The sequence below is a fragment of the Mycobacterium lehmannii genome (assembly GCF_001499925.1).
Taxonomy (GTDB): Bacteria; Actinomycetota; Actinomycetes; order Mycobacteriales; family Mycobacteriaceae; genus Mycobacterium; species Mycobacterium lehmannii.
Genome location: NZ_LQIR01000067.1, coordinates 166,212 through 187,840, shown reverse-complemented (window position 1 = coordinate 187,840; position 21,629 = coordinate 166,212). Strand labels below are relative to the sequence as shown.

Annotated in this window: 23 protein-coding genes; 15 read left to right on the top strand and 8 right to left on the bottom strand. The window is 67.2% G+C overall.

What is annotated here, in order from left to right; genetic code table 11:
• Nucleotides 1-29 precede the first annotated feature (29 nt).
• Entirely contained in the window at nucleotides 30-662 is a 633-nt protein-coding gene (locus AU192_RS22925; RefSeq protein WP_064399808.1) for a PaaI family thioesterase, read from the top strand.
• Between the two features lie 46 nt (nucleotides 663-708).
• Nucleotides 709-1,314 (top strand): hypothetical protein, encoded by a 606-nt coding sequence (locus tag AU192_RS22920; protein ID WP_064399874.1) that lies wholly within the window; start codon nucleotides 709-711, stop codon nucleotides 1,312-1,314.
• Here AU192_RS22920 and AU192_RS22915 read toward each other — a convergent pair.
• From AU192_RS22915 to AU192_RS22905, 3 genes are read right to left on the bottom strand one after another with little or no spacing between them, the layout of a single operon-like run.
• The gene (locus AU192_RS22915) at nucleotides 1,311-1,502 is read right to left on the bottom strand and encodes a ferredoxin (protein WP_064399873.1); all 192 of its coding nucleotides are present in this window, start codon (nucleotides 1,500-1,502) and stop codon (nucleotides 1,311-1,313) included. The genes AU192_RS22920 and AU192_RS22915 overlap by 4 nt on opposite strands.
• Nucleotides 1,503-1,507: 5 nt before the next feature.
• A complete protein-coding gene (locus tag AU192_RS22910; RefSeq protein ID WP_064399807.1) occupies nucleotides 1,508-2,716 on the bottom strand; it encodes a cytochrome P450 in 1,209 nt (402 codons plus the stop codon).
• A gap of 56 nt (nucleotides 2,717-2,772) precedes the next feature.
• Nucleotides 2,773-4,791: an MMPL family transporter gene (locus AU192_RS22905; RefSeq protein WP_064399806.1), complete on the bottom strand. Its 2,019-nt coding sequence runs from the start codon at nucleotides 4,789-4,791 to the stop codon at nucleotides 2,773-2,775.
• A gap of 69 nt (nucleotides 4,792-4,860) precedes the next feature.
• Between AU192_RS22905 and AU192_RS22900 the strand changes: the two genes are divergently transcribed.
• The 6 genes from AU192_RS22900 to AU192_RS22875 are packed head-to-tail and all read left to right on the top strand — an operon-like array spanning nucleotide 4,861 to nucleotide 9,225.
• Nucleotides 4,861-5,346, top strand: a complete 486-nt coding sequence (locus tag AU192_RS22900) for a MarR family winged helix-turn-helix transcriptional regulator (RefSeq protein WP_242657002.1) — start codon at nucleotides 4,861-4,863, stop codon at nucleotides 5,344-5,346.
• A 60-nt stretch (nucleotides 5,347-5,406) separates the two neighbouring features.
• Nucleotides 5,407-6,660, top strand: a complete 1,254-nt coding sequence (purT, locus tag AU192_RS22895; RefSeq protein WP_064399805.1) for a formate-dependent phosphoribosylglycinamide formyltransferase — start codon at nucleotides 5,407-5,409, stop codon at nucleotides 6,658-6,660.
• Between the two features lie 2 nt (nucleotides 6,661-6,662).
• Nucleotides 6,663-7,121 (top strand): Rv0361 family membrane protein, encoded by a 459-nt coding sequence (locus tag AU192_RS22890; RefSeq protein ID WP_064399804.1) that lies wholly within the window; start codon nucleotides 6,663-6,665, stop codon nucleotides 7,119-7,121.
• Between the two features lie 20 nt (nucleotides 7,122-7,141).
• Nucleotides 7,142-7,561: a rhodanese-like domain-containing protein gene (locus AU192_RS22885; RefSeq protein WP_064399803.1), complete on the top strand. Its 420-nt coding sequence runs from the start codon at nucleotides 7,142-7,144 to the stop codon at nucleotides 7,559-7,561.
• Nucleotides 7,558-8,808 carry an O-succinylhomoserine sulfhydrylase gene (locus AU192_RS22880; protein WP_064399802.1) on the top strand — a complete coding sequence of 417 codons (1,251 nt, stop codon included), beginning with the start codon at nucleotides 7,558-7,560 and terminating at the stop codon, nucleotides 8,806-8,808. Before AU192_RS22885 ends, AU192_RS22880 begins: the two co-directional genes overlap by 4 nt.
• Complete coding sequence (locus AU192_RS22875) at nucleotides 8,809-9,225, top strand: hypothetical protein (protein WP_064399801.1); 417 nt, start codon at nucleotides 8,809-8,811, stop codon at nucleotides 9,223-9,225. It abuts the gene before it with no gap.
• 29 nt (nucleotides 9,226-9,254) lie between these two features.
• On the opposite strand, the gene AU192_RS22870 is transcribed toward AU192_RS22875, so the two are convergent.
• Nucleotides 9,255-10,106: an SDR family oxidoreductase gene (locus AU192_RS22870; protein ID WP_064399800.1), complete on the bottom strand. Its 852-nt coding sequence runs from the start codon at nucleotides 10,104-10,106 to the stop codon at nucleotides 9,255-9,257.
• Nucleotides 10,107-10,221: 115 nt separating this feature from the next.
• Between AU192_RS22870 and AU192_RS22865 the strand changes: the two genes are divergently transcribed.
• Nucleotides 10,222-10,710 (top strand): GNAT family N-acetyltransferase, encoded by a 489-nt coding sequence (locus tag AU192_RS22865; RefSeq protein WP_064399799.1) that lies wholly within the window; start codon nucleotides 10,222-10,224, stop codon nucleotides 10,708-10,710.
• Between the two features lie 107 nt (nucleotides 10,711-10,817).
• Nucleotides 10,818-11,117 (top strand): hypothetical protein, encoded by a 300-nt coding sequence (locus AU192_RS22860; protein WP_064399798.1) that lies wholly within the window; start codon nucleotides 10,818-10,820, stop codon nucleotides 11,115-11,117.
• 3 nt (nucleotides 11,118-11,120) lie between these two features.
• Here AU192_RS22860 and AU192_RS22855 read toward each other — a convergent pair whose 3' ends face one another.
• A complete protein-coding gene (locus tag AU192_RS22855; RefSeq protein WP_064399797.1) occupies nucleotides 11,121-11,858 on the bottom strand; it encodes an MBL fold metallo-hydrolase in 738 nt (245 codons plus the stop codon).
• Nucleotides 11,859-11,913: 55 nt separating this feature from the next.
• Here AU192_RS22855 and fgd point away from each other — a divergent pair, with 55 nt between their 5' ends.
• From fgd to AU192_RS22835, 4 genes are all read left to right on the top strand, one after another.
• Nucleotides 11,914-12,915, top strand: a complete 1,002-nt coding sequence (gene fgd / locus AU192_RS22850; protein WP_064399871.1) for a glucose-6-phosphate dehydrogenase (coenzyme-F420) — start codon at nucleotides 11,914-11,916, stop codon at nucleotides 12,913-12,915.
• 28 nt (nucleotides 12,916-12,943) lie between these two features.
• The gene (locus tag AU192_RS22845) at nucleotides 12,944-13,915 is read left to right on the top strand and encodes an endonuclease/exonuclease/phosphatase family protein (protein WP_064399796.1); all 972 of its coding nucleotides are present in this window, start codon (nucleotides 12,944-12,946) and stop codon (nucleotides 13,913-13,915) included.
• Between the two features lie 163 nt (nucleotides 13,916-14,078).
• Entirely contained in the window at nucleotides 14,079-16,154 is a 2,076-nt protein-coding gene (gene pta, locus AU192_RS22840) for a phosphate acetyltransferase (protein ID WP_242657001.1), read from the top strand.
• A complete protein-coding gene (locus AU192_RS22835) occupies nucleotides 16,154-17,296 on the top strand; it encodes an acetate kinase (protein ID WP_064399795.1) in 1,143 nt (380 codons plus the stop codon). Before pta ends, AU192_RS22835 begins: the two co-directional genes overlap by 1 nt.
• Here the strand turns inward: AU192_RS22835 and AU192_RS26175 are convergent.
• Nucleotides 17,231-17,776 (bottom strand): STAS domain-containing protein, encoded by a 546-nt coding sequence (locus AU192_RS26175; RefSeq protein WP_207544978.1) that lies wholly within the window; start codon nucleotides 17,774-17,776, stop codon nucleotides 17,231-17,233. The two genes, AU192_RS22835 and AU192_RS26175, sit on opposite strands and share 66 nt — an antisense overlap.
• Before the next feature lie 259 nt (nucleotides 17,777-18,035).
• Here AU192_RS26175 and AU192_RS22825 point away from each other — a divergent pair, with 259 nt between their 5' ends.
• Nucleotides 18,036-18,401 (top strand): group I truncated hemoglobin, encoded by a 366-nt coding sequence (locus tag AU192_RS22825; protein WP_064399869.1) that lies wholly within the window; start codon nucleotides 18,036-18,038, stop codon nucleotides 18,399-18,401.
• 3 nt (nucleotides 18,402-18,404) lie between these two features.
• Here AU192_RS22825 and AU192_RS22820 read toward each other — a convergent pair whose 3' ends face one another.
• A complete protein-coding gene (locus tag AU192_RS22820) occupies nucleotides 18,405-20,666 on the bottom strand; it encodes a serine/threonine-protein kinase PknG (RefSeq protein WP_064399793.1) in 2,262 nt (753 codons plus the stop codon).
• The gene (locus AU192_RS22815; RefSeq protein WP_064399868.1) at nucleotides 20,666-21,610 is read right to left on the bottom strand and encodes a glutamate ABC transporter substrate-binding protein; all 945 of its coding nucleotides are present in this window, start codon (nucleotides 21,608-21,610) and stop codon (nucleotides 20,666-20,668) included. Before AU192_RS22815 ends, AU192_RS22820 begins: the two co-directional genes overlap by 1 nt.
• Nucleotides 21,611-21,629 lie beyond the last annotated feature (19 nt).

Below are 21,629 nucleotides of genomic sequence, written 5' to 3'. Positions count from 1 at the left end.
GGGGACGCTTGCGCGAAGAGCCGACCGCGATGACGGATCCGCACCTCGAGGATCCCGACTACGACAAGCACGGCGGATTCCCGAACTATCAACGGGCCGAGCCCGGGCCGGGATTCGGCCGGTTCCTCACGGCGATGCGGCGCGCACAAGACCTCGCGGTGTCGGCCGATCCGGACAGCGACACCTGGGACCGAGCCGCCGACCAGGCCGAGGCCTTGGTCGCACTTCTCGACCCCTTCCGCGCCGCCGAAGGTGTCGGCCCGGCCAACCGCGTGCCGTCGCTGCCCGGCGCGGGCAGCCTGCTGATGCCGCCGTACCGGGAGGTGGAGCTCGACCCGACCGGGGTCACCCTCAAGGTCCAGTTCAGCCGGTATCACGTCGGAGGCAACTCCGCCGTGCACGGCGGTGTGCTGCCGTTGCTGTTCGACTCGGTGTTCGGCATGGTGATCCACGCCGTCGGCCGGCCGATCAGCCGCACCGGCTTCCTGCACGTCGACTACCGCAAGGTGACCCCGATCGACACCGAGCTGTCGGCCCGCGGCTGGCTGCGGGAAGCCCAGGGACGCAAGGCGTTCGTCAACGCCGAGCTGCGCGACCCCGACGACAACCTGCTCGCCGAGGCGAACGGGTTGATGATCCAGCTGCTCGCCGGTCAGCCGTGAGGCCGATGGCGTGACAACCGACGACACCGGTCCGCGGCCTCCAAGCCTGACCGCCCCTCGCTCGGCCGCCCTGGCCGGTGTCGCGTTCGCGCTGTTGTTCGCGACGGCGCTGGTGCTGATCCGCATTGCCCTACCCGAGGGCCGGGAGCCGGGTTCGCAGTGGGTGGCTGAGCACAGCGTCAACATGCGGATCGCGGCGATTTTGATGCCGTTCGCGGGGATCGCGTTCCTCTGGTTCATGGGCGTCCTGCGGGACGGCATGGGGCGCTATGAGGACAAGTTCTTCGCGACCGTATTCCTCGGAAGCGGCCTGCTGTTCTTGGCGATGATGTTCGTCGCCGTCGCCTTGGGTGTGGGTCTCGAACATAGCGGCGCGGCAGCGTATCCCGGTGTCGCCGCCTTCGGACAGATGACGCTGATGACGATCTCGAAGACCTACGCGTTGCGCATGGCGGCGGTGTTCATGATCTCGCTGGCCACGATCTGGCTGCGGACGCGGCTGATGCCGCGGTGGTTGAGCATCGCCACCTACGTCGTGGCGGTGGCGGTGCTACTGGCCGCCGACCTGAGCATGTGGTCGGTGCTGATCTTCCCGGCGTGGGTCCTGGTCGTCAGCGTGCAACTCCTCGCGCACCGACCCGGCCCTCACTAATCGACGAGCCGCAAAGCCTGTGCCGGGCAGAGCTTCACGGCTTCGCGGGCGTGGTCGAGCTCATCGTCTGGCACCTCATCGACCAGCACCACGACGATGCCGTCGTCGTCCTGGTCGAAAACGGCGCCGGCCGACATCACGCAGTTGCCCGCCTGAATGCAGACGTCGCGCTCGGCGTGCACCTTCACAACCGTCACCTCCAATCCACTGATAGCGATTTGAGACCGTAGATGAAGTGGAACGACCGGAACTGCACATCGGCGAAGTCCTCGGCCAGCCGCAGTGCCGGAAAACGTTGCAGCAGAGCGGGAAACGCGATCCGCATCTCCATCCGGGCCAGCGGCGCCCCGAGGCAGTGGTGCACACCGTGCCCGAAGGCGAGATGTCCGGCGGCGCCGCGGCCGATGTCGAGCACATCCGGGTCGTCGATGAAGTCGGGATCGCGGTTGCCCGACGGTAGCGACGCGAACACCAGCTGCCCGGCCGGGATCGCGACACCCGCGATCTCGACGTCGGTGGTGGTGATGCGCGGTATCGCGGTGTGCACGATGGACAACCAGCGCAGCAGCTCCTCGACCGCGGGGCCGACGGCGTCGGGGTCGTCGCGGACGACGGCGAGTTGTTCGGGATGGCGCAGCAGGGCCAGCGTGCCAAGGCCGAGCATGTTGGAGGTGGTCTCGTGGCCGGCGAGCAGCAGCAGCCCGGCAATGCCGACGAGTTCGTCGTCGGTGAGCTCGGCGCCGTGTTCGCGAACCAACATGCCGAGGATGTCGTCGCCGGGCTGTCGCCGTGCCCGTTCGACCAGCGACCGCATGTAGGCCCGCCCGGCCCGCTGCAACTCGAGGCGCTCGGTGAACGGCAGCGACAAGTCGAGCTGGCGCGCGCTGCGGTGCTGGAAGTCGTCCCGGTCCTCGTAGGGCACCCCGAGCAGTTCGCAGATGACCAGCGACGGGATCGGCAGCGCGAAGTGCTCGACGAGATCTGCGGGGGCTCCGGCGGTTTCCATCATGTCCAGGTGTGTCTGGACGATCTCGACGATGCGAGGTTCGAGCCGTTTGATCCGGCGGATCGTGAACTCCGGGGTGAGCATACGGCGCAGCCGCTGATGCTCGGGCGGGTCCAGACCGAGCAGGTTGCCGGCCCGGGCGCTGGCGAGCTCTTCTTCCGACAACGTCGGAGCGCCGGGGACGACGAATCCCGGAGGGCGGCCGTTGGAGAACCTCTCGTGGTCGGACAGCACCATCTTGACGTCGTCGTGCCGGGTGACCAGGTACACCGTCATACCGAAGGCGTTGACCACCGTGCGAACACCGGTGGTGTCGCGAATCTCGGCCAGCGCAGGGGTGGGATCGAAGGCGTCGCGACGCATATGCAGAGGCGGCAGCTCCGGTGCTTGCGTCATGACCCGACGCTACCCGCCGTGATACGGCGTCGCCGAGACCGACGGTATGGCCGCTTTCACCCGCGCGAATCGACCGAAGCGTCCCTTTCGGCGTCCTGCCCCTTGAGCGCGGGCCACCAGATGCGCGGTCCGATGAGCGTGAACAGCGCGGGGATGATCACGGTGCGCACGATGAAGGTGTCGAGCAGGATGCCAAGGCCGACGATGATGCCGATCTGGGTGAGCACGATCAACGGCAGCACGCCGAGCACGCAGAACACCGCGGCCAACACGATGCCTGCGCTGGTGATCACCGCTCCGGTCGCGGACACCGCGCGCACGATCCCGCCGCGCGTGCCGTGCTCCGGAGTCTCCTCACGCGCGCGGGTGACCAGGAAGATCGTGTAGTCCACCCCGAGCGCCACCAGGAACAGAAACGCGAACAGCGGTGTGGTGTTGTCGAGTGCGGGGAAGCCGAACACGTGCACGCTGGCCCAGCCGCCGAGGCCCAGCGCGGCCAGCGCGCTCAACACCGTGACCGCCACCAGGATCAGCGGTGCCAGCGCGGCGCGCAGCAACACGTACAGCACAGCGAGCACCACGACCAGGATGGCCGGTACCACGACCGCCCGGTCGCGGGATGCAGCGGCGCTGGCGTCGCGGGCGGTGGCGTCCGAACCGCCGACCAACGCCTCCGGATCGGCGGAGCGCACCGAATCACGAAGCGCATCAACGGTTTCGAACGCCTCATCCGAGGCGGGTTCGGCGTCGAGCACGACCGACCACTGCGTCAGACCGTCGGGGGTCTGCCCTGCGGGGCTGGCCGACACCACGCCGGGTGTCTCGGTGATCGCGCGCTGCACCTCAGCGGCGCGGTCGGTGGACCCGATGACGCGGGTGGGGTCGGTCAGGCCGCTCGGGAAGTGGTCGGCCAACCGCGAGTATCCGCTGACCGACTCGGCCTGTACCCGGAACTGTTCGGTCTGCGACAACCCGATCGGGGTGGCGACCAGCCCGATGCAAAGCACCGCCAGACCGCCGATCGCGATCGTCGCGACGGAGCCGGGCCTGCGGGCCACCGCCTCGGCGATGCGGTGCCAGATGCCGCTGTCGGTCAGTACCCGGTCGCCGATCTTGGGGATGAACGGCCAGAACAAGCGCTTGCCGAACAGGCCGAGCAGCGGTGGCAACACCAGCAGGACGAACACCGCGGCAACGATGAGGCCCGCTGCGGCTTGAACGCCCAGGCTACGCACGCTCGGAGACGACGCGAACACCAGCGTGAGCAGCGCCAGCACCACCGTGGCATTGCTGGCGATGATCGCCGGGCCGGCCCGGCGCACCGCGGTGTCCAGTGCGTCGTAATGGTTTTCGGTGCGGCCCAACTCTTCCCGGTACCGCGAAATGAGCAGCAGCGCGTAGTTGGTACCCGCACCGAACACGAGAACGCTGGTGATGCCCGAGGTCGAACCGTCCGGGCTCATGCCGACCGCTTGGGCGACGGCGGCGCCGAGCACGGCGGCCACCCGGTCGGCGAATCCGATCACGGCGAGCGGCACCAGCCACAGCACGGGTGAGCGGTAGGTGATGATCAGCAGCAGTGCGACCACCGTGGCGGTCACCGCGAGCAGCGTGAAATTGGCGCCGGAGAACGAGTTCGCGATGTCGGCGCCGAATGCGGGCCCGCCGGTGACCTCGCTGCGCAGGTCGGCGGGCAACCCCTCGGCGGACTCCGCACGCACCTTCTCGACCGCGTCGGTGAGTTCGAACCCGGAGAGGTCGGCGTCCATCGGCACCACCGCCAGCGCGGCTGCACCGTCTTCGGACAGCTGCGCCGAGGGCCATTTCTGCCTGACGGTGTCGATGTCGGCCGGGCTCAGCGGCGTCTCGTCGGTACGGGTGATCACGACGATCGCGGGAACGCGGTCTCCGCCGGGGAACTCGGCGCGCAGGGCGTCGGCGCGCGCGGACTCGGCGGAGTCGGGTACGGGCACCGGTGAGCGCGCGCTCGAGTCGTCGCTGCCGACGAGGCCCATCAGTGCGCCCGACACGAACACCACGAGCACCGCGAGTATCCAGGAGATGCGGCGGGACATGCTTACGAATATTTCAAAAACTTAACTAACAATCAAACCACCCCGGCCGACTCGGCCTATGCTTTCGGCGTGTCAGAGGACCGCGACGCGCTGGAGGCGACGATCGCCGCCGATGTGCGCGCGATGAACGCCGAATCCGACGAGATCGGCAGGCTCTTTGCGAGTCGACATGATGTCGCGGCCAACGACTTTCGTGCGTTACTGCATGTGATGGTTGCCGAGACCGAGGGTGTTCCGTTGACTGCGGGGGACCTGCGCAGGCGGATGGGCATGTCGGCTGCGGCGATCACCTACCTCGTCGAGCGGATGATCGCTTCCGGTCACTTCCGTAAAGAGTCGGACCCGCGGGACCGCCGAAAAGTGATCCTGCGTGTGGCGGATCACGGAGTGGACGTCGCCCGAGGGTTCTTCACACCGCTCGGTGAACGCACCCGCGACGCGTTGGCGGATTTGTCGGAGGACGAGCTGGCCGCCGCACATCGCACGTTCACCGCACTCATCGACGCCATGCGGCAATTCCGTACCCAGCTGGAACAGTCCGTCATCCCGAACTGAGGCACACCTGTCCGATGGCGGTGGCCGGTCCGCGATGACGTCTGGCAGGCTGGAGCCCCGATGACTGATACCCCGCAGGCAGCGGTCGATCCCGGTGATCCGGTGACCGACCCCGAACCGGTCGCCGGTACCCCCGGCGCATCCTCGGTGATGCTGCTCGGCTCGGGCGAACTGAGCCGGGAGCTGGTGTTGGCGTTCCAGCGGTTGGGCGCCGAGGTCATCGCGGTGGATCGCTACGCCGACGCCCCGGCGCACGGTGTCGCCGACCGCCCGGTCGTCGCGAAGATGAACGACGCGGAGGAACTGACCGCGCTCATCGAGCGGGAAAATCCGCGCTACGTGGTGGCCGAGGGCGGTGTCATCGCCGCCGACGCGCTGATCGCCGTCGCCGAACGCGGCGTCGCCGAGGTGTTCCCGACCCCGCGCAGCACCCGGCTGTCCCTGGATCGGGAGGGCCTGCGCCGGTTGGCCGCCGACGAGCTGGGCCTGCCCACCGCGCCGTTCTGGTTCGCCGGATCGACCGAGGAACTCGGCGCGGTCGTCCAGCACGCGGGTTTTCCGTTGGTGGTCAAGCCCATCGCGTCGGCCGCGGGTGAGGGCGAGTCGGTGCTGGTGCGCGCCGAGGACGTCGAGCCTGCGTGGCAGCGCGCGGTCGCCGCGGGCCGGATACCGCACAACCGCGTGATGGTCGAGTCGGTGGTCGAGATCGATTTCGAGGTCACGCTGCTGACGATCCGCACGGTCGGACCGACGGGACCCGCGGTGCACTTCTGTGAGCCCATCGGGCACCGGCAGGCCGACGGCGATGTGCTCGAGTCCTGGCAGCCGCAGCGGTTGGCGCCTGCCGCCCTGGATGCCGCGAAGTCGATCGCCGCGCGCATCGTGAACTCGCTGGGCGGTCGCGGCGTGTTCGGTGTCGAACTGTTGGTGCGAGGCGACGAGGTGTACTTCGACAACGTGCGCCCGCGGCCGCATGACAGCGGCATGGTCACGCTGCGCTCGCAGCGGCTCTCGGAGTTCGAATTGCACGCCCGCGCAATCCTGGGGCTGCCCGTCGACACGATCATGATCTCGCCCGCCGCCGCGGAGATCGTCTACGCCGGCGCGGAGGCGAGGCCACCAAGCGGACAGGATCCGCAGGCGGTGCTCGCCGAGGCGCTCGCCGTGGCCGAGAGCGACGTCGCCTTGTTCAACCGCCCCGACGAGACCGAGGACAGGCGGCGGCTCGCGGTGGCGTTGGCGACCGCTCCCGATCCGATCGTCGCCCGTGACCGCGCCCGACGCGTCACCGCCGCGCTGCGCAGGCTCTGGTAGCGGTGGCCCAATCCCCACCCGAATCCGGAGACACAGCCGGGGACCGGCCCACAGCGGCGCCGTTTCTGATCGGGCTCACAATCTTTGTGCTCGTCGTGATCGTAATCGGGCTGCTGAACCTGTTCGACGGCGAGCAGGAGTCCGCCGACCAGCAGGTGGCCAGGGCCGCGGTCGGGCAGAACGACGCACTGCAACGGCAGAACTACTCCGACTACCGCGCCTACACCTGCCCCGAGCAAGCCGGGACAGAAGCGCATGTGCTTGCCGCACAACGGGATTCCGTCGCTCAGCGCGGTGAACGGTTCGTCGACGACGTCACCGAGGTCGCGGTCACCGGGGACCGCGCCACCGCCAAGGTGACCTACCATTTCGACAAGGCGCCCGACGACAAGAAGATCGTCGAGATGTCGTTCGTCCGCGGCGGCGACGCCTGGAAGGTCTGTTCCCCCGGTCCCAGGTAGCTGTGGGACACTCAACGACCGTGAGTTACGCCGGAGACATCACGCCCGAAGAGGCTTGGAAGCTGCTGACCGGCACCCCCAACGCGGTGCTGGTGGATTGCCGCACCGACGCCGAGTGGCGCTTCGTCGGCGTACCGGACCTGTCGTCGCTGCAGCGCGAGGTCGTGTTCATCGAGTGGAACCACGCCGACGGCACGCACAACGACGCGTTCGTCTCCGATCTCCGGCGCGAGATCACTGGCGCCGGTGTCGACGCAGGGCCGGTGGTGTTTCTGTGTCGCTCCGGCAACCGATCGATCGGCGCAGCCGAGGCCGCCACCGAGGCCGGGATCGGGCCGTCGTACAACGTGCTCGACGGCTTCGAGGGCCACCTCGACGAGAACGGGCACCGCGGCGGCACCGGATGGAAGGCTGTCGGACTTCCCTGGAAGCAGTCATGAGCACGGATTCCCCGAACACCGTCCCGTCCGTCCGCATACCCGCAGAGCTGCCGGAGGGAGTCAGCCAGGCGACCATCGGCGTGCGCGGCGGGTTGTTGCGATCGGAATTCGAAGAGACCGCCGAGGCGCTGTTCCTCACCTCGGGCTATGTGTATGCCTCGGCCGCAGACGCCGAGAAGGCGTTCACCAGTGAGATCGACCGCTATGTGTACTCGCGCTACGGCAATCCGACCATCTCGATGTTCGAGGAGCGGCTGCGCCTGATCGAGGGTGCGCCCGCCTGCTTCGCGACCGCGACGGGCATGGCGGCGGTGTTCACGTCGCTGGGGGCGCTGCTGGGCGCCGGTGATCGGCTGGTCGCCGCCCGCAGCCTGTTCGGCTCGTGCTTCGTGGTGTGCAGCGAGATCCTGCCGCGGTGGGGTGTGGAGACGGTGTTCGTCGACGGCGACGACCTGTCGCAGTGGGAAGAGGCCCTCTCGGTTCCCACGCAGGCGGTGTTCTTCGAGACCCCTTCCAACCCGATGCAGTCGTTGGTGGACATCGCCGCGGTATCTGAGCTCGCGCATGCCGCGGGGGCAAAAGTGGTGCTGGACAACGTGTTCGCCACGCCGATCCTGCAGCAGGGTTTCCCGCTGGGCGCAGACGTCGTCGTCTACTCGGGGACCAAGCACCTCGACGGCCAGGGCCGTGTGCTCGGCGGCGCGATTCTCGGCGACAAACAGTACATCGACGAGCCCGTGCAGAAGTTGATGCGCCACACCGGGCCCGCGCTGAGCCCGTTCAACGCGTGGACACTGCTCAAAGGACTGGAGACGCTCGCGGTCCGTGTGGACTACCAAAACACTTCGGCGCAGCGGATCGCAGAGTTTCTGGAGGGCCACCCCGCGGTGAGCTGGGTGCGCTATCCCTTCCTCGAGTCGCACCCGCAGTACGACCTGGCCAAGCGCCAGATGACGGGCGGCGGAACGGTTGTCACGTTCGAGGTCGCCGCCGCCGGCGGAGCCGGCAATTCAGCGGGCAGTAAGGAGCGTGCGTTCGAAGTGCTCGACAAGCTGCGCATCGTCGACATCTCCAACAACCTCGGCGATGCCAAGTCGTTGGTCACCCACCCGGCAACCACCACCCACCGCGCGATGGGTCCGGAGGGCCGCGCCGCGATCGGGCTGGGTGACGGTGTTGTGCGGATCTCGGTGGGCCTGGAGGGAACCGACGACCTGCTCAACGATCTCGATCAGGCATTGCGCTGAATGTCCAAGCGCAGCGACGCAAAGAAGGCCCGCCGCCGCAAGCGGCAGGCTGCCCGCAACGAACGCTGGATTCCCGACACGGTGATGGACGCGCTGAGCGAAGAGACCGCGACGGCGGCCGTGCTCGAGGCCTTCGACGAGCGAATCACCCAGCGGGGCTGGGTGTTTGACGACGAGCTCTCCGACGAAGAATCAGCGCTGTGGTTCTACCCGCCGTCGCAGGCCGAGGTGGCGGACGAAGATCTGGTGTCCGTCACGACCGTCGTGCTCACCGCTGACGACGCGGCGGACGTCGCGCACGTGGTGTTCGTCGGCACGGCCGACGACTACCAGTTCAACCTCGACGAGCTGTTCGAGTGCCTCGACGTCGTGGAGGCCTACCGGTTGGGCGACCCCGCACCGAGGTTTCCCGTCTAGCCTCCCTGCCGCGCTCGCGCGGAGGTAAGTCAGTCCTCGACGACGCCCTGCGCGGTGCGCGCCCGGTCCTCGTACTTCTTGCGGGCGCTCGTATCGAAATCCAGGAACACCCGGTCCAGTCCCAGCTTGTTGTTGAGCCAACGACGCCCGCGCGGGCCGAGCATCTGCGCGGCCTGAGCGGTGAAGCGGAGCGGGGATGGCACGGAGACATGGGTTTTCGGCTTGTCGAGGGTCTTGACGATCGCCGCGGCGATATCCTCGGGCTCCACCGGCTTGATCGCCCCGCTGCTCTTGGTGCCCGAGATCAGCTCGGTGTTGGTGAACGGCGGCATGATCACCGACACGTCGACATTGTGCGGTGCGACCTCATCGGCCAGCGCGGCCGTCAGCCCGACCACCCCAAACTTCGCACCCACGTACACGACCTGACCCGGCACAGGGATCAGTCCCGACAGCGAGGCGATGTTGATGATGTGTCCGCTGCGCCGCGCGATCATGTCCGGCAGCACCAACTGACAGCCGGTGATCACGCCGTAGAGGTTGACCTCGAGGGTCGACCGGATCGATTGCTCGGTCTCGTCGACGAACGGTCCGATCGGCATCACGCCGGCGTTGTTGATCAACACGTCGATGCGTCCGCCGCCCTCGGTGCGGGCCTTGTCGAGGAACGTCGCGAACGACTCCCGATCGGTGACGTCGAGCGGATAGCCCGACGCCTGCCCCAAGTTGCCCAACTGTGCGACGGCCGATTCCTGAAGCGCCACGTCGCGGTCGCCGATCACCACGCGGGCATCGCGCGCCAACAGAGCCTTGGCGGTCGCGAAACCGATACCGCGGGCAGCACCGGTGATCGCGATGGTCTTGCCCCTGATGTTGTCCATGCGGCCAAACTTTACACGTGTCAACTTTTGGGTGGAAGTGGCGATTGTCGGATCAGGACGAACGAGAGTGCGGTGTAGGAATGGACGCGACCGGTTCGCGTTGAACAGTTGGGTGATGCCCGTGTCGAGCCAGCTGAAGTTCGTCGCCGTCCGCCAGGACGACCCCTTGGCCGAGCCGTTGCTGGCCGAGTTGACGGTGGAGTACTCCCGGCGTTACGGCCCGCCCGAGGAAACGGTGAGCACGTGGCTGCGGGGACATCCGGCCGATGAGTTCGCCCCACCGCACGGCGATCTCGTGGTCGGTCTCCTCGGCGAACGGACGGTCACGGGCGGTGCGTTCTGCCGGTTCGACGACACCACCGCCGAGCTGAAGCGGATCTGGACCGACAGCCGGCACCGTCAACAGGGCCTGGCCAAGGCGCTCCTCGCCGAACTCGAGGCCCGCATTGTCGCCCGCGGGTATCGACGGGTCTACCTGACGACCGGTGACCGCCAACCCGAAGCGGAGGCGTTGTACGAATCGGCGGGCTATGAGCGGCTGGCCGATCCTCTGCCCGCCGAGGGCGATGTCTTCCCGGTGGCGTTCGTGAAGGTGCTGCGATGAGCGAGCGCACCGGGCACACGCTCGGAGATCACCTGGGCCTTCAGGCCGGCCTATAGGCTGGGTCCCGGTGTCGGCCCGGAGGACGATGAGCTGCGGCACCGGGGGTGATGGTGGCGTTATCGCAGACGATGGTCGGCTGGCTGCTGGTGGCGGCCGGTCTCCTGACGTTTCTGATCGGCGTCGCGTCGCGGGTGTTCATCGGCCGGCGCCGTGAGACGAAGCCGGTCCGGATCATGGTGCACACGTTCCGCCGGACCGGGGTCGCGCGCGTGCTGTTCGGACGGTTCGAAAGCGATGTCCTCGACGACGACGAGCTCGACGCCATGATCCTGATGCCGACCATCGTGATCGCTTCCGGATTGTGCCTGACCGCGGTCTTTCTGCTCGGCTACCAGAACCTGGTGTAGGACTCAGCTTTCGGCGGCGGCTCGTTCGGCGGCGTCCCGGATGGACCCGCGCCATACCGGGCCGTGCCCGGGCAGCAGCACCTCGCTGTCCAGCAGGCCGAGCGCGGACAGGCTGCGCACGCACCCGTCCTGGTCGTGGTTGAACAGGCCGGGCAGAAGCTGCGGCCCGCCGCGTGCCGACAGCGGGTGCCTAGTGACCAGTGCATCGCCGCTCACCAGGACGCCGTCGACCAGGAACGAGCAGTGCCCACCGGTGTGACCCGGCGTCGGGATGGCCACCGGCTTGCCGGGCAGGGTTGCCGCCACCTCGTCGGTCAGGACCTGCGCGGTGGGGATGCCGTCGCGCACCATGGCGCCCTTGCGGGTGATCGCCACCGACCACGTGAGATAGCGCGGCCGCCAGATGTGCTTGGCGATGTCGGCGGGCGAGGCTTGTTCGAGATACTCCCGCTTGGCGTGGCCCACTTCGGCGGCGTGGCAGTAGACCGGAGTGCCGTGCGTCTTCGCAAACCAGATCGCCGAGCCGAGATGGTCGATGTGGGCGTGCGTCAAGAGGATTGCGCGCAGATCGTCGACCCCGAAACCGAGCTCACGCAGCGATGCGAGCACGTCGTCGCGGCTGCCGGGGAATCCCGTGTCGATCAACATGACGCCCGCTTCGTCGGCCACCAGTGTCCAGTTGACGAGGTCGGTGTACGCGAAATGGACGGTGTCGGTGATGGCGCTCAGGGCTGCTGCCATGCCGCGAGTTTAAGCAAGGGAGTAGAAACGAATCGTGGCTGAAACCAAACCTGGACTGAAACTGGGCTACAAGGCGTCGGCGGAGCAGTTCGCGCCGCGGGAACTGGTCGAGCTGGCCGTGGCGGCCGAAGAGCACGGCATGGACAGTGCGACGGTCAGCGATCATTTCCAGCCGTGGCGTCACGAGGGTGGTCACGCGCCGTTCTCGCTGGCGTGGATGACCGCTGTCGGCGAGCGCACGAAAAACCTCCTCCTCGGTACGTCGGTGCTGACCCCGACATTCCGTTACAACCCGGCGGTGATCGCACAGGCGTTCGCCACCATGGGCTGTCTGTATCCCGACCGGATCTTCCTCGGCGTGGGCACCGGCGAGGCGCTCAACGAGATCGCCACCGGCTACGAGGGCGACTGGCCCGAGTTCAAGGAGCGCTTCGCTCGGTTGCGAGAGTCGGTGAAGCTGATGCGGGAGTTGTGGCTGGGCGATCGGGTCGACTTCGACGGCGAGTACTACCACACGAAGGGCGCCTCGATCTACGACGTGCCAGAGGGCGGCATTCCGGTGTACATCGCCGCGGGCGGGCCGGTGGTGGCCAAGTACGCCGGCCGTGCGGGTGACGGGTTCATCTGCACCAGCGGCAAGGGAGAAGAGCTCTACAAGGACAAGCTCATCCCCGCGGTCAAGGAGGGAGCCGAGGCGGCGGGCCGCGACCCCGACAGCATCGACCGGATGATCGAGATCAAGATCTCCTACGACACCGATCCCGAGCTCGCCCTCGAGAACACACGGTTCTGGGCGCCGCTGTCGCTGACCGCCGAACAGAAGCATTCCATCGACGATCCGATCGAGATGGAGAAGGCCGCCGACGAGCTGCCCATCGAGCAGGTCGCCAAGCGCTGGATCGTCGCGTCCGATCCCGACGAGGCTGTCGAGAAGGTGAAGGACTACGTGGACTGGGGGCTCAACCACCTGGTGTTCCACGCCCCGGGCCACGATCAGCGCCGGTTCCTCGAACTGTTCCAGCGCGACCTCGAGCCGCGTCTGCGCCGTCTCGGCTAGGTTTCACGAGAAACTGTAATCACACATCATGATTCGAGTGCCGGCGACGGTTCTCGGCGTGCTTGCATTCGCGTTGGCGTTCGCGGGGCTGGTGTCGCGCTATCTGCCGGTCGACAACGAGATTGTGCTGGTGTTGGCCGCTGCATCGCCCTACCTGACCACAGCGGGTGTCGCGTCGATGGCGCTGTTCGCGGTGGCGCGGCGCTGGGCGGCGACGATCCTGGCCGCGACCCTGTGCGTGGTGATGCTCGCGGTGCTCGCCCCTCGTTATCTCGGGCCCGAGAAGACCGGTGTCCCCGCGGTCGCGTTACGGGTGCTCACTGCAAACCTCGGAATGGGCGGCGCGGACGCGCGGGCGGTGGTGGAGTTGGCGTTATCGACGGCCGACGTCCTCGTCGTACAGGAGATGACTCCGCAAGTGGCAGAGGCCATGTCGGGTGCCGGGCTCGACACGATCTTCGGCCACCGGGTGATCGACCCGCGCCCGATGGCTCATGGGATCGGGGTGTGGAGTCGTCATCCGATCGTGGCGTCGGGCACCGTCGACGGCTATCAGATGCCGATGCTGCGCACTCAGATCCGGGTTCCCGGGGTGAGATTCGACGTCACCGCGCTCGCGGTTCATCTGGCCGCTCCTTGGGTTCAGCCGCTGCGCTGGTTCACCGACGACATCGCGCGATTTCCCGAGACGATGCGGGCGTTGGCCCATAGCGCCGGCTCCGGCGCCGTTGTCGTGGCCGGCGACCTCAACGCGACCTACGACATGAGTCCCTTCCGGCTGCTGTTGGACGCGGGGTACCGGGACGCGGCCGAACAAGCCGGCGCGGGCCTGGCCCGCAGCTACCCGAGCAGGCCGTGGCTGCCGCCGGTGGTCGGGATCGACCATGTGCTGCTGCGCAATTGCGCGGCCTCATCGGCGTACACCGTTGAAGTGCCGGGGTCCGACCACCGCGGACTCGCGGCCGTCGTCAACATTCCCGCGGACCCGACCGCGAGCTGAAAGTTGCGTCTCACGGAGCCGGGGCGGTCGGCGTCCCGACGTGCGATGGATCGGGAACCCGTCATCACCGGTCGCGCTGGTGATCACGAACAGCTGCGGGCTATCCGAAGCAAGCCAGATGTCCCACGTGTTGAAGGTTCGTAGTTGTCCTAGGCTGACATCCGTGTCTTCGCGCGACCCCGCTTACGCCGTCTACGTCGCATCCCCGGAAGGGGACACCGGTAAATCCACGATCGCGCTGGGCATCCTGCACCGGTTGACCGCCACGGTGGCCAAGGTTGGTGTCTTCCGGCCGATCACCCGGCTCGGCGAGGACAGCGACTACATCCTCGAACTGCTGTTGGGCCACACCACTGCCGGACTGGACTACGACGACTGTGTCGGCGTCGGCTACGAGCAGCTCCACGACGACCCCGACGGTGCGCTGGCCGAGATCGTCGATCGGTACCACCAGGTGGCCGACCAGTGCGATGCGGTTCTGATCGTCGGCAGCGACTACACCGACGTCGCGGCGCCCAGCGAGCTGTCGACCAACGCCCGCATCGCGGCCAACCTCGGCGCTCCGGTGGTGCTGGCGGTCAAGGCCAAGGACCGCAGCCCCGCCGATGTCGCGCACATCGTCGACATCTGTCTCGACGAGATCGCCGCTCAGCATGCGCACACCGCGGCGGTCGTCGCCAACCGTTGCGATCCCGCACAACTGACCGCGGTGCTCGACGCGTTGAAGGGCTTCGATCCCAAGTGTTACGCACTGCCGGAGGAGCCGCTGCTGGTCGCCGCCTCGGTCGCCGAACTACAGGAGGCCGTCGAGGGCACGCTGATCAGTGGCGATCCTGCACTGCTGTCGCGGGAGGCGATGGACCTGATGGTCGCCGGGATGACCGCCGAACGCGTACTCGAGCGGCTCAGCGAGGGTGTGGCCGTCATCGCGGCCGGCGACCGATCCGACGTCGTGCTCGCGCTTGCCAGTGCCCATGCCGCCGAAGGCTTCCCGTCGTTGTCCTGCATCATCCTCAATGGCGGACTGGAATTACATCCCTCGATCGCGGCTTTGGTGTCGGGGCTGGGATTGCGGTTGCCGATCATCGCCACCAGATTCCGGACGTTCGAGACGGCCAGCCGGGTGGCCTCCGCCCGCGGCAGGGTGACCGCGACCTCCATACGTAAGATCGACACGGCCATCGCGTTGATGGAAGCCCACGTCGACATCGCAGACATGCTGGATCAGTTGGCCATCCCGATTCCCCAGGTGGTCACTCCTCAGATGTTCACCTACAAGCTGCTGGAGTGGGCCCGCTCGGACCGTAAGCACATCGTGTTGCCGGAGGGTGACGACGACCGCATCCTGACCGCTGCCGGTCGGCTGCTGCACCGCGGCGTCGCCGAGCTGACGATTCTCGGCGAGGAATCTCAGATACGGGCGCGCGCAGCGGAATTGGGTATCGATCTCTCGGACGCCGCCGTTCTCGACCCGCAAACCAGCGACCTGTGTGACAAGTTCGCCGAACAGTACGCCGAAATGCGCAAGCACAAGGGCGTAACGGTGGAGCAGGCGCGCGAAATCATCCACGACGTCTCCTATTTCGGCACCATGCTGGTGCACAACGACATGGTCGACGGCATGGTCTCCGGCGCCCGACACACCACCGCCCATACGGTGCGGCCGGCCTTCGAGATCATCAGGACGCTGCCCGACGTGTCGACGGTCTCCAGCATCTTCCTGATGTGCCTCGCCGATCGAGTGCTGGCGTACGGGGACTGCGCGATCGTGCCGGATCCGACCGCCGAACAACTGGCCGACATCGCGATCTCGTCGGCGCGCACGGCGGCCAGCTTCGACATCGAGCCACGAGTCGCGATGCTGTCATACTCGACAGGCACCAGCGGATCCGGCGCGGACGTCGAAAAGGTGCGAGAAGCAACCGAATTGGTCATCCAGCGGGAGCCGGACCTGCTGGTCGACGGTCCCATTCAATACGACGCCGCCGTCGACGCCTCCGTGGCCAAGTCCAAGATGCCCGACTCGAAGGTGGCCGGCCGGGCGACAGTCCTGATCTTCCCCGACCTCAACACCGGGAACAACACGTACAAGGCGGTCCAGCGCAGCGCAGGCGCCATCGCGATCGGACCGGTGCTGCAAGGTCTGAAGAAGCCGGTCAACGACCTCTCACGCGGGGCGTTGGTGGAGGACATCGTCAACACCGTGGCGATCACCGCGATCCAGGCGCAGACGCTCTGATGGCTCGCAGCGTTCTGGTTCTCAACTCGGGGTCGTCGTCGCTCAAATACGCCGTCATCGAACCGGATTCGGAGACGATGGTGGTCGACGGCATCGTCGAGCGCATCGGGGAGGGGGAGGTACGCGACCACGCCGAGGCGCTGCAGACTGCGTTCGGCCAGATGGCCGAGGCGGGCCGGGGCCCCGACGCCCTCGATCTCGTCGCCGTCGGGCACCGTGTGGTCCACGGCGGCCCGGATCTGTACGAGCCGACGCTGGTCGACGACGCCCTGGTCGCCAGGATCGACGAGCTGTCTCCTCTTGCCCCGCTGCACAATCCGCCCGCGCTGCTGGGGATCAAGGAGGCGCGCAAGGCGCTGCCCGATCTACCGCATGTCGCAGTGTTCGACACCGCCTTCTTCCACGACCTGCCGGCCGCCGCGGCGACGTACGCGATAGACCGCGACATCGCCGAGCAGTGGCACATCCGTCGTTACGGCTTCCACGGCACCTCGCATCAGTACGTCAGCGAGCAGGCCGCGGCTTTCCTGGGCGTCCCGCTGGATTCGGTGCGCCAGATCGTGCTGCACCTGGGCAACGGCGCATCGGCCTCTGCCATCGTCGGGGGAAGACCGGTGGACACCTCGATGGGGCTGACGCCGATGGAGGGGTTGGTGATGGGAACCCGTTCCGGCGACATCGATCCCGGTCTGATGTTCTATCTGTGGCGCACGGCGAAGATGACAGTCGAGGACATCGAGGAGATGCTCAACCGTCGCTCCGGGGTGCGTGGGCTCGGCGGCGAGGTCGACTTCCGGATGCTGCATCAGCGCATCGAATCCGGAGACGCTTCGGCGCAACTGGCGTACGACGTCTACATCCACCGACTGCGCAAGTACATCGGTGCCTATCTTGCGCTGCTGGGCGGCGCGGACGTCATCACCTTCACTGCCGGAGTGGGGGAGAACGACGCGGCGGTGCGGCGTGACGCGTTGAGTGGCATGGCGCCGTTGGGCATAGAACTCGACGAGGTGCTGAACACCGGCCCCGACAAGAAGGCCCGGCGGATATCGGCCGACCGGTCTCCGACGACGGTGCTAGTTGTTCCCACTGATGAGGAGCTGGCGATCGCCCGCGCTTGCACGAACCTCATCGAGCACTGAGCGCGGCTTCTCGAGCGGGAGTTCCTGGGCGGAGTCGCAGATGGCCAGCAGCCGACGGACCTGCCTGCCACAGCGCACCTGCCAGTCGATGCCGTTCCGCGAGCAGATCACGTTGATGTAGTGCAGCGCGGCGAAGCCGGCGGTGCCGAAGAAGTCGACGAGCCGCAGATCGATCACCAGACGCCGAGTGCCCGCGACCTGACCTTCGACGTAGGTGGCCAGTGCCCGGCTGTTGGTCGCATCGATCTCCCCTTCGACCGTCACGAGGACCGTCGAACCATGCCGGTGGGACGCGGTGAAGCTGGCGCGATGGTGGTGTTCGCACTGATCGAAGGACCGAGGGTCGGGACGGAACACCCGGCAGGTTCCTACAGCGGACACGGTGCACTCCTGTTGTCGAGATGCAATTGAAGCCGCAGAGGCCGTCAGCAATGGCCGGCAGATGCTCAGCCGAGAGTTGGTCTTCAATGACCTCTGCATTTCGGCTGTGACCTCAACCTGTGATGCAGATTACTACGAAATCCGCGGCATGACCATTGAGTGTTACGACATGGGCAAACCCCGTAACGTCGGCGCCTCGCGCTTCGCGATTTGCTGTAAGCGCGACTGAATCCGTAGTTCTCACTCCCGCCGGGGTCACGGTGGTGAGATGGAATTTGCCCCGCTGGCAACGCGTCGAAATCCGCACGCAACCGCCGTCGGCTGGAATGTGCCCATCCGGTGCGACGAAGGAGCACACATGCCGAGTATCTACGAGCAGATCGGCGGCCACGAGGCCCTCGAAGGCGTGGTCGAGGACTTCTACATCCGCGTGCTGGCCGACGACCAGCTGGCCGGTTTCTTCACCGGAACAAACATGGCGCGGCTCAAGGGGCGACAGGTCGAGTTCTTCGCCGCCGCACTGGGCGGGCCCGAACCCTACACCGGCGCGCCGATGCGCCAGGTTCACCAGGGCCGCGGAATCACCGTCCACCATTTCCACCTCGTCGCGGGGCATCTGGCCGCGAGCCTGGCCGCTGCGGGGGTGCCTGCGGAGACGGCCGGCAAGATTCTCGATGCCATCGCCCCGCTAAGCGACGAGATCGCGACCGCCAGCGTCGCCTGACCGTCAGAACGTACTGGTCGGACGGACGCTGTTGGCCAGATCCACAAGCGCGTAGCGGTGCGCCTGGGTCGGCGCCACCCGCGCGAGGGCGCGCAGTGAGGCCTCCACCCCCAACTGCAATCCGTGCTCGGTGAACGGGAACCCGAGGATGTGATTGGTGCTGGCGGTGTTGTCGGCCAGCCAGTCCATCGCGGTGCCCAGTACCAGCGCGCGGATCTGCAACACCCGCGGCTCGCTGTCGGGCAGCGCCTCGACACGGCGTGCGGCGTCCCGGATCTGCTGTTCGGTGATCTCGCTCGACGACCGACCGGACAGCAAAGTGACCGCACTGGTCAACCGGGCCGTCGTGAAGTGACGGGACATCGCGGGCACCTTGTCGAGGGTCTTCACCGCGGCGTCGCGCTCACCGGCGGCCGACTGCGCGCGGGCCAGGCCGAACCCCGCCGAGATCACCCCGTTGTCGGTGGACCACACCGTGTTGTAGAACTTGCCCGCGTCGGAGGTGCCCGACAACTCGGCGGTGGCGGCCAAGGCCAGTTTGGGTGCCAGCTCGCCGGGCATCGTGTCGAGCACCTCGGTGAAATGCTTTGTCGCCGAGTCATAACCGGCGGTCAGCAATTCGGACACGGCCTTGAACCAGACGAGCCGCCACGGCCAGCCCACCCGCTCAGTGAGGTCGTCGAGCTTGCGCCTTGCCTTGGCCACGTCGCCGAGGTCGAGCAGCGCGCGCACCTCCATCAGCGGCAGTTCGACCGAGTCCGACAGGTCGATGCCTTCGGAGTCCAGCGCCCCGTGCCTGGCCGCGCGCAGCTGGTCGAGGGTCTGTACGGGCTGGCTCACCACGCTTGCCGACAGCACAGGCGCACCGACGTCGGTCGGGTCGACGAGTGGTACGGGTAGCGCCCTGACGATCTCCTGGGCGGTCAGCCGTTCGGAGTGCACCTGCCCGTCGAGATAGACGTCGGTGTGCGCGACCAGAAGATCGATGCCGAACGTGGACCGGGTAGGCGAAAACACCGTGGACAGACCGGGTTTGGGGGACCCCGTGTCCTTCGCCACGACTTCGCGCAGCACGCCGAGCAGCTGTCCGGACATCTCGTCGGCGCTGCCGAACCGCCGCCGCGGGTCCGGGTCGATCGCGCGGCGCAGCGCCCGGCCGAACGAGTCGTACTCGGCCAGGACCGGATCGTCTTCGGGCAACCCGTCGACGTAGCGGCCCCTGCGCGTGCGCAAATTCAGCGTCAGCGCAGCGAGCGTGCGCCCGACGGTGTAGATGTCGGTGGCCACGGTCGGCCCCGTCCGCACGATCTCGGGAGCCTGGTACCCCGGGGTGCCGTAGAGATAGCCGAACGAGTTGATGGTTGACACCGCACCGAGGTCGATCAGCTTGAGCTGTTCCTCGGTGATCATGATGTTCTCGGGCTTGAGGTCGTTGTAGGTCAGACCGAGCGAGTGCAGATAGCCAAGCGCAGGCAGGATTTCGAGCATGTACCCGATGGCCTGGGCCACCGGCAGCTTCTCACCCTTGGCCTGTTTGAGCGACGTGCCGCCGACGTACTCCATCACGATGTAACCGACGGGGTTGCCGTGCTGGTCGGCGTGCTCGACGAAGTTGTAGATCTTCACGATCCCGGGATGGGTGACCTCGGCCAGGAACTGGCGCTCGGCCATCGCGATCTTCTGCGCCTCGGCGTCACCGGAATGCACCAGACCTTTGAGCACGACCGGCCGTTCGTTGACGTTGTGGTCGAAAGCCAGATAGACCCAGCCAAGGCCGCCGTGCGCGATACAGCCCTTGATCTCGTACTGGTCGGCGACCATGTCACCCGGATTCAGCTGCGGCAGAAACGAATACGGGCTGCCGCAGTGCGGGCACCAGCCTTCCGACCGGGCGGGCTTGCCATCGCTGGAACGGCCGACGGGGCGCCCGCAGTTCCAACAGAACCGCTTGTTCTCCGCGACCACCGGGTTGGTCATCAGCGCGTCTAGCGGGTCCTTGGCCCGCACCCGCGGGATCTCGACCAGCCCGCCGCCCAGGCGGCGCGTCCGCGACAACGCCCGCGTCGTGGTGGTGGTCTGCTCCTGCGGCTCGGTGTCCCCGGTGCCCACCGACTCGCCGTCGTCGTCCTCGAGGTGGGGCCGGAACACCGCCTCGGTCGCCATCGGGCGGATGGTCGAGGCGGAATCCATGCTCATGTCGTCGAAGCTTGCCGGCTGAGTGCCCGGGCTCTCTTCGTCGTAGTCATCCAGCTGGGTTTCGGACATCAGTCGTAATACCTCGCGACCGGAGGAGCCGGCGCCGGCCCGAGCACTGTCAACCATTTGCGGTACAACGTGTTCCAGGTGCCGTCGCGGCGGATCCGCTCCAGCGTGCCGTTGACGTACCGGACCAGGCCGGTGTTCTGCCGGTTGACCCCGATGCCGTAGGGCTCCTCGTTGAGGCTCGGTCCGACGATGTGCAGGTACGGATCCTGTGACACCAAGCCGGCGAGGATCGAGTCGTCGGTGCTGACGGCGTCGACCTGCCGCTGCTGCAACGCCACCAGGCAGTCGGCCCACGCGACCACCCCGACGATGATCGGCGGCGGCGTGATCTGGCGGATCCGCTCCAGCGATGTCGTGCCCTTCGCGACGCAGACGCGGCGTCCCGAAAGGTCCGACGCCTGCCGGATCGTCGAGTCGCGCGGCGCCAGGATGCGTTGATTGGCGGTCAGATACGTCGTCGAGAACCCGATCAGCTTCTTGCGTTCGCACGTGATGGTCATGGTCTTGACGACGACGTCGACCTGATTGTTCTGCAACGCCGCGATGCGGTCCGCCGACGACAGGATGCGGTACTCCACCTGCGACGGGGTTCCGAAGATGTCGCGGGCGATCTCACCGGCGATGTCGACGTCGAACCCGGTGATCTGCCCGGTGATCGGGTCCCGGAACGAGAACAGGTTGCTGCCGATGTCCAACCCGACGATCAGCCGCCCGCGCGCTCGGATGTTCGCGACGGCCCTGTCGGCCTCGGCCCGGTTGGGGAACGGGCGAAGGCTCGCCGTGCGCTCACAGTCCTCGGTGTTGTCGCCGGGCGGGTGCACCGGCTGCGGCGGCAACTCCTCCATACCTGCCGGCGTGGGCGGTGGAAGCGTCACACCCGGTGTGGAAGTCACCGACGTCGCCTGTCCGCATCCGGTGAGCACCAGCGCGGCGGCCACGAGCATGCCGAAGAACTTCGTCACC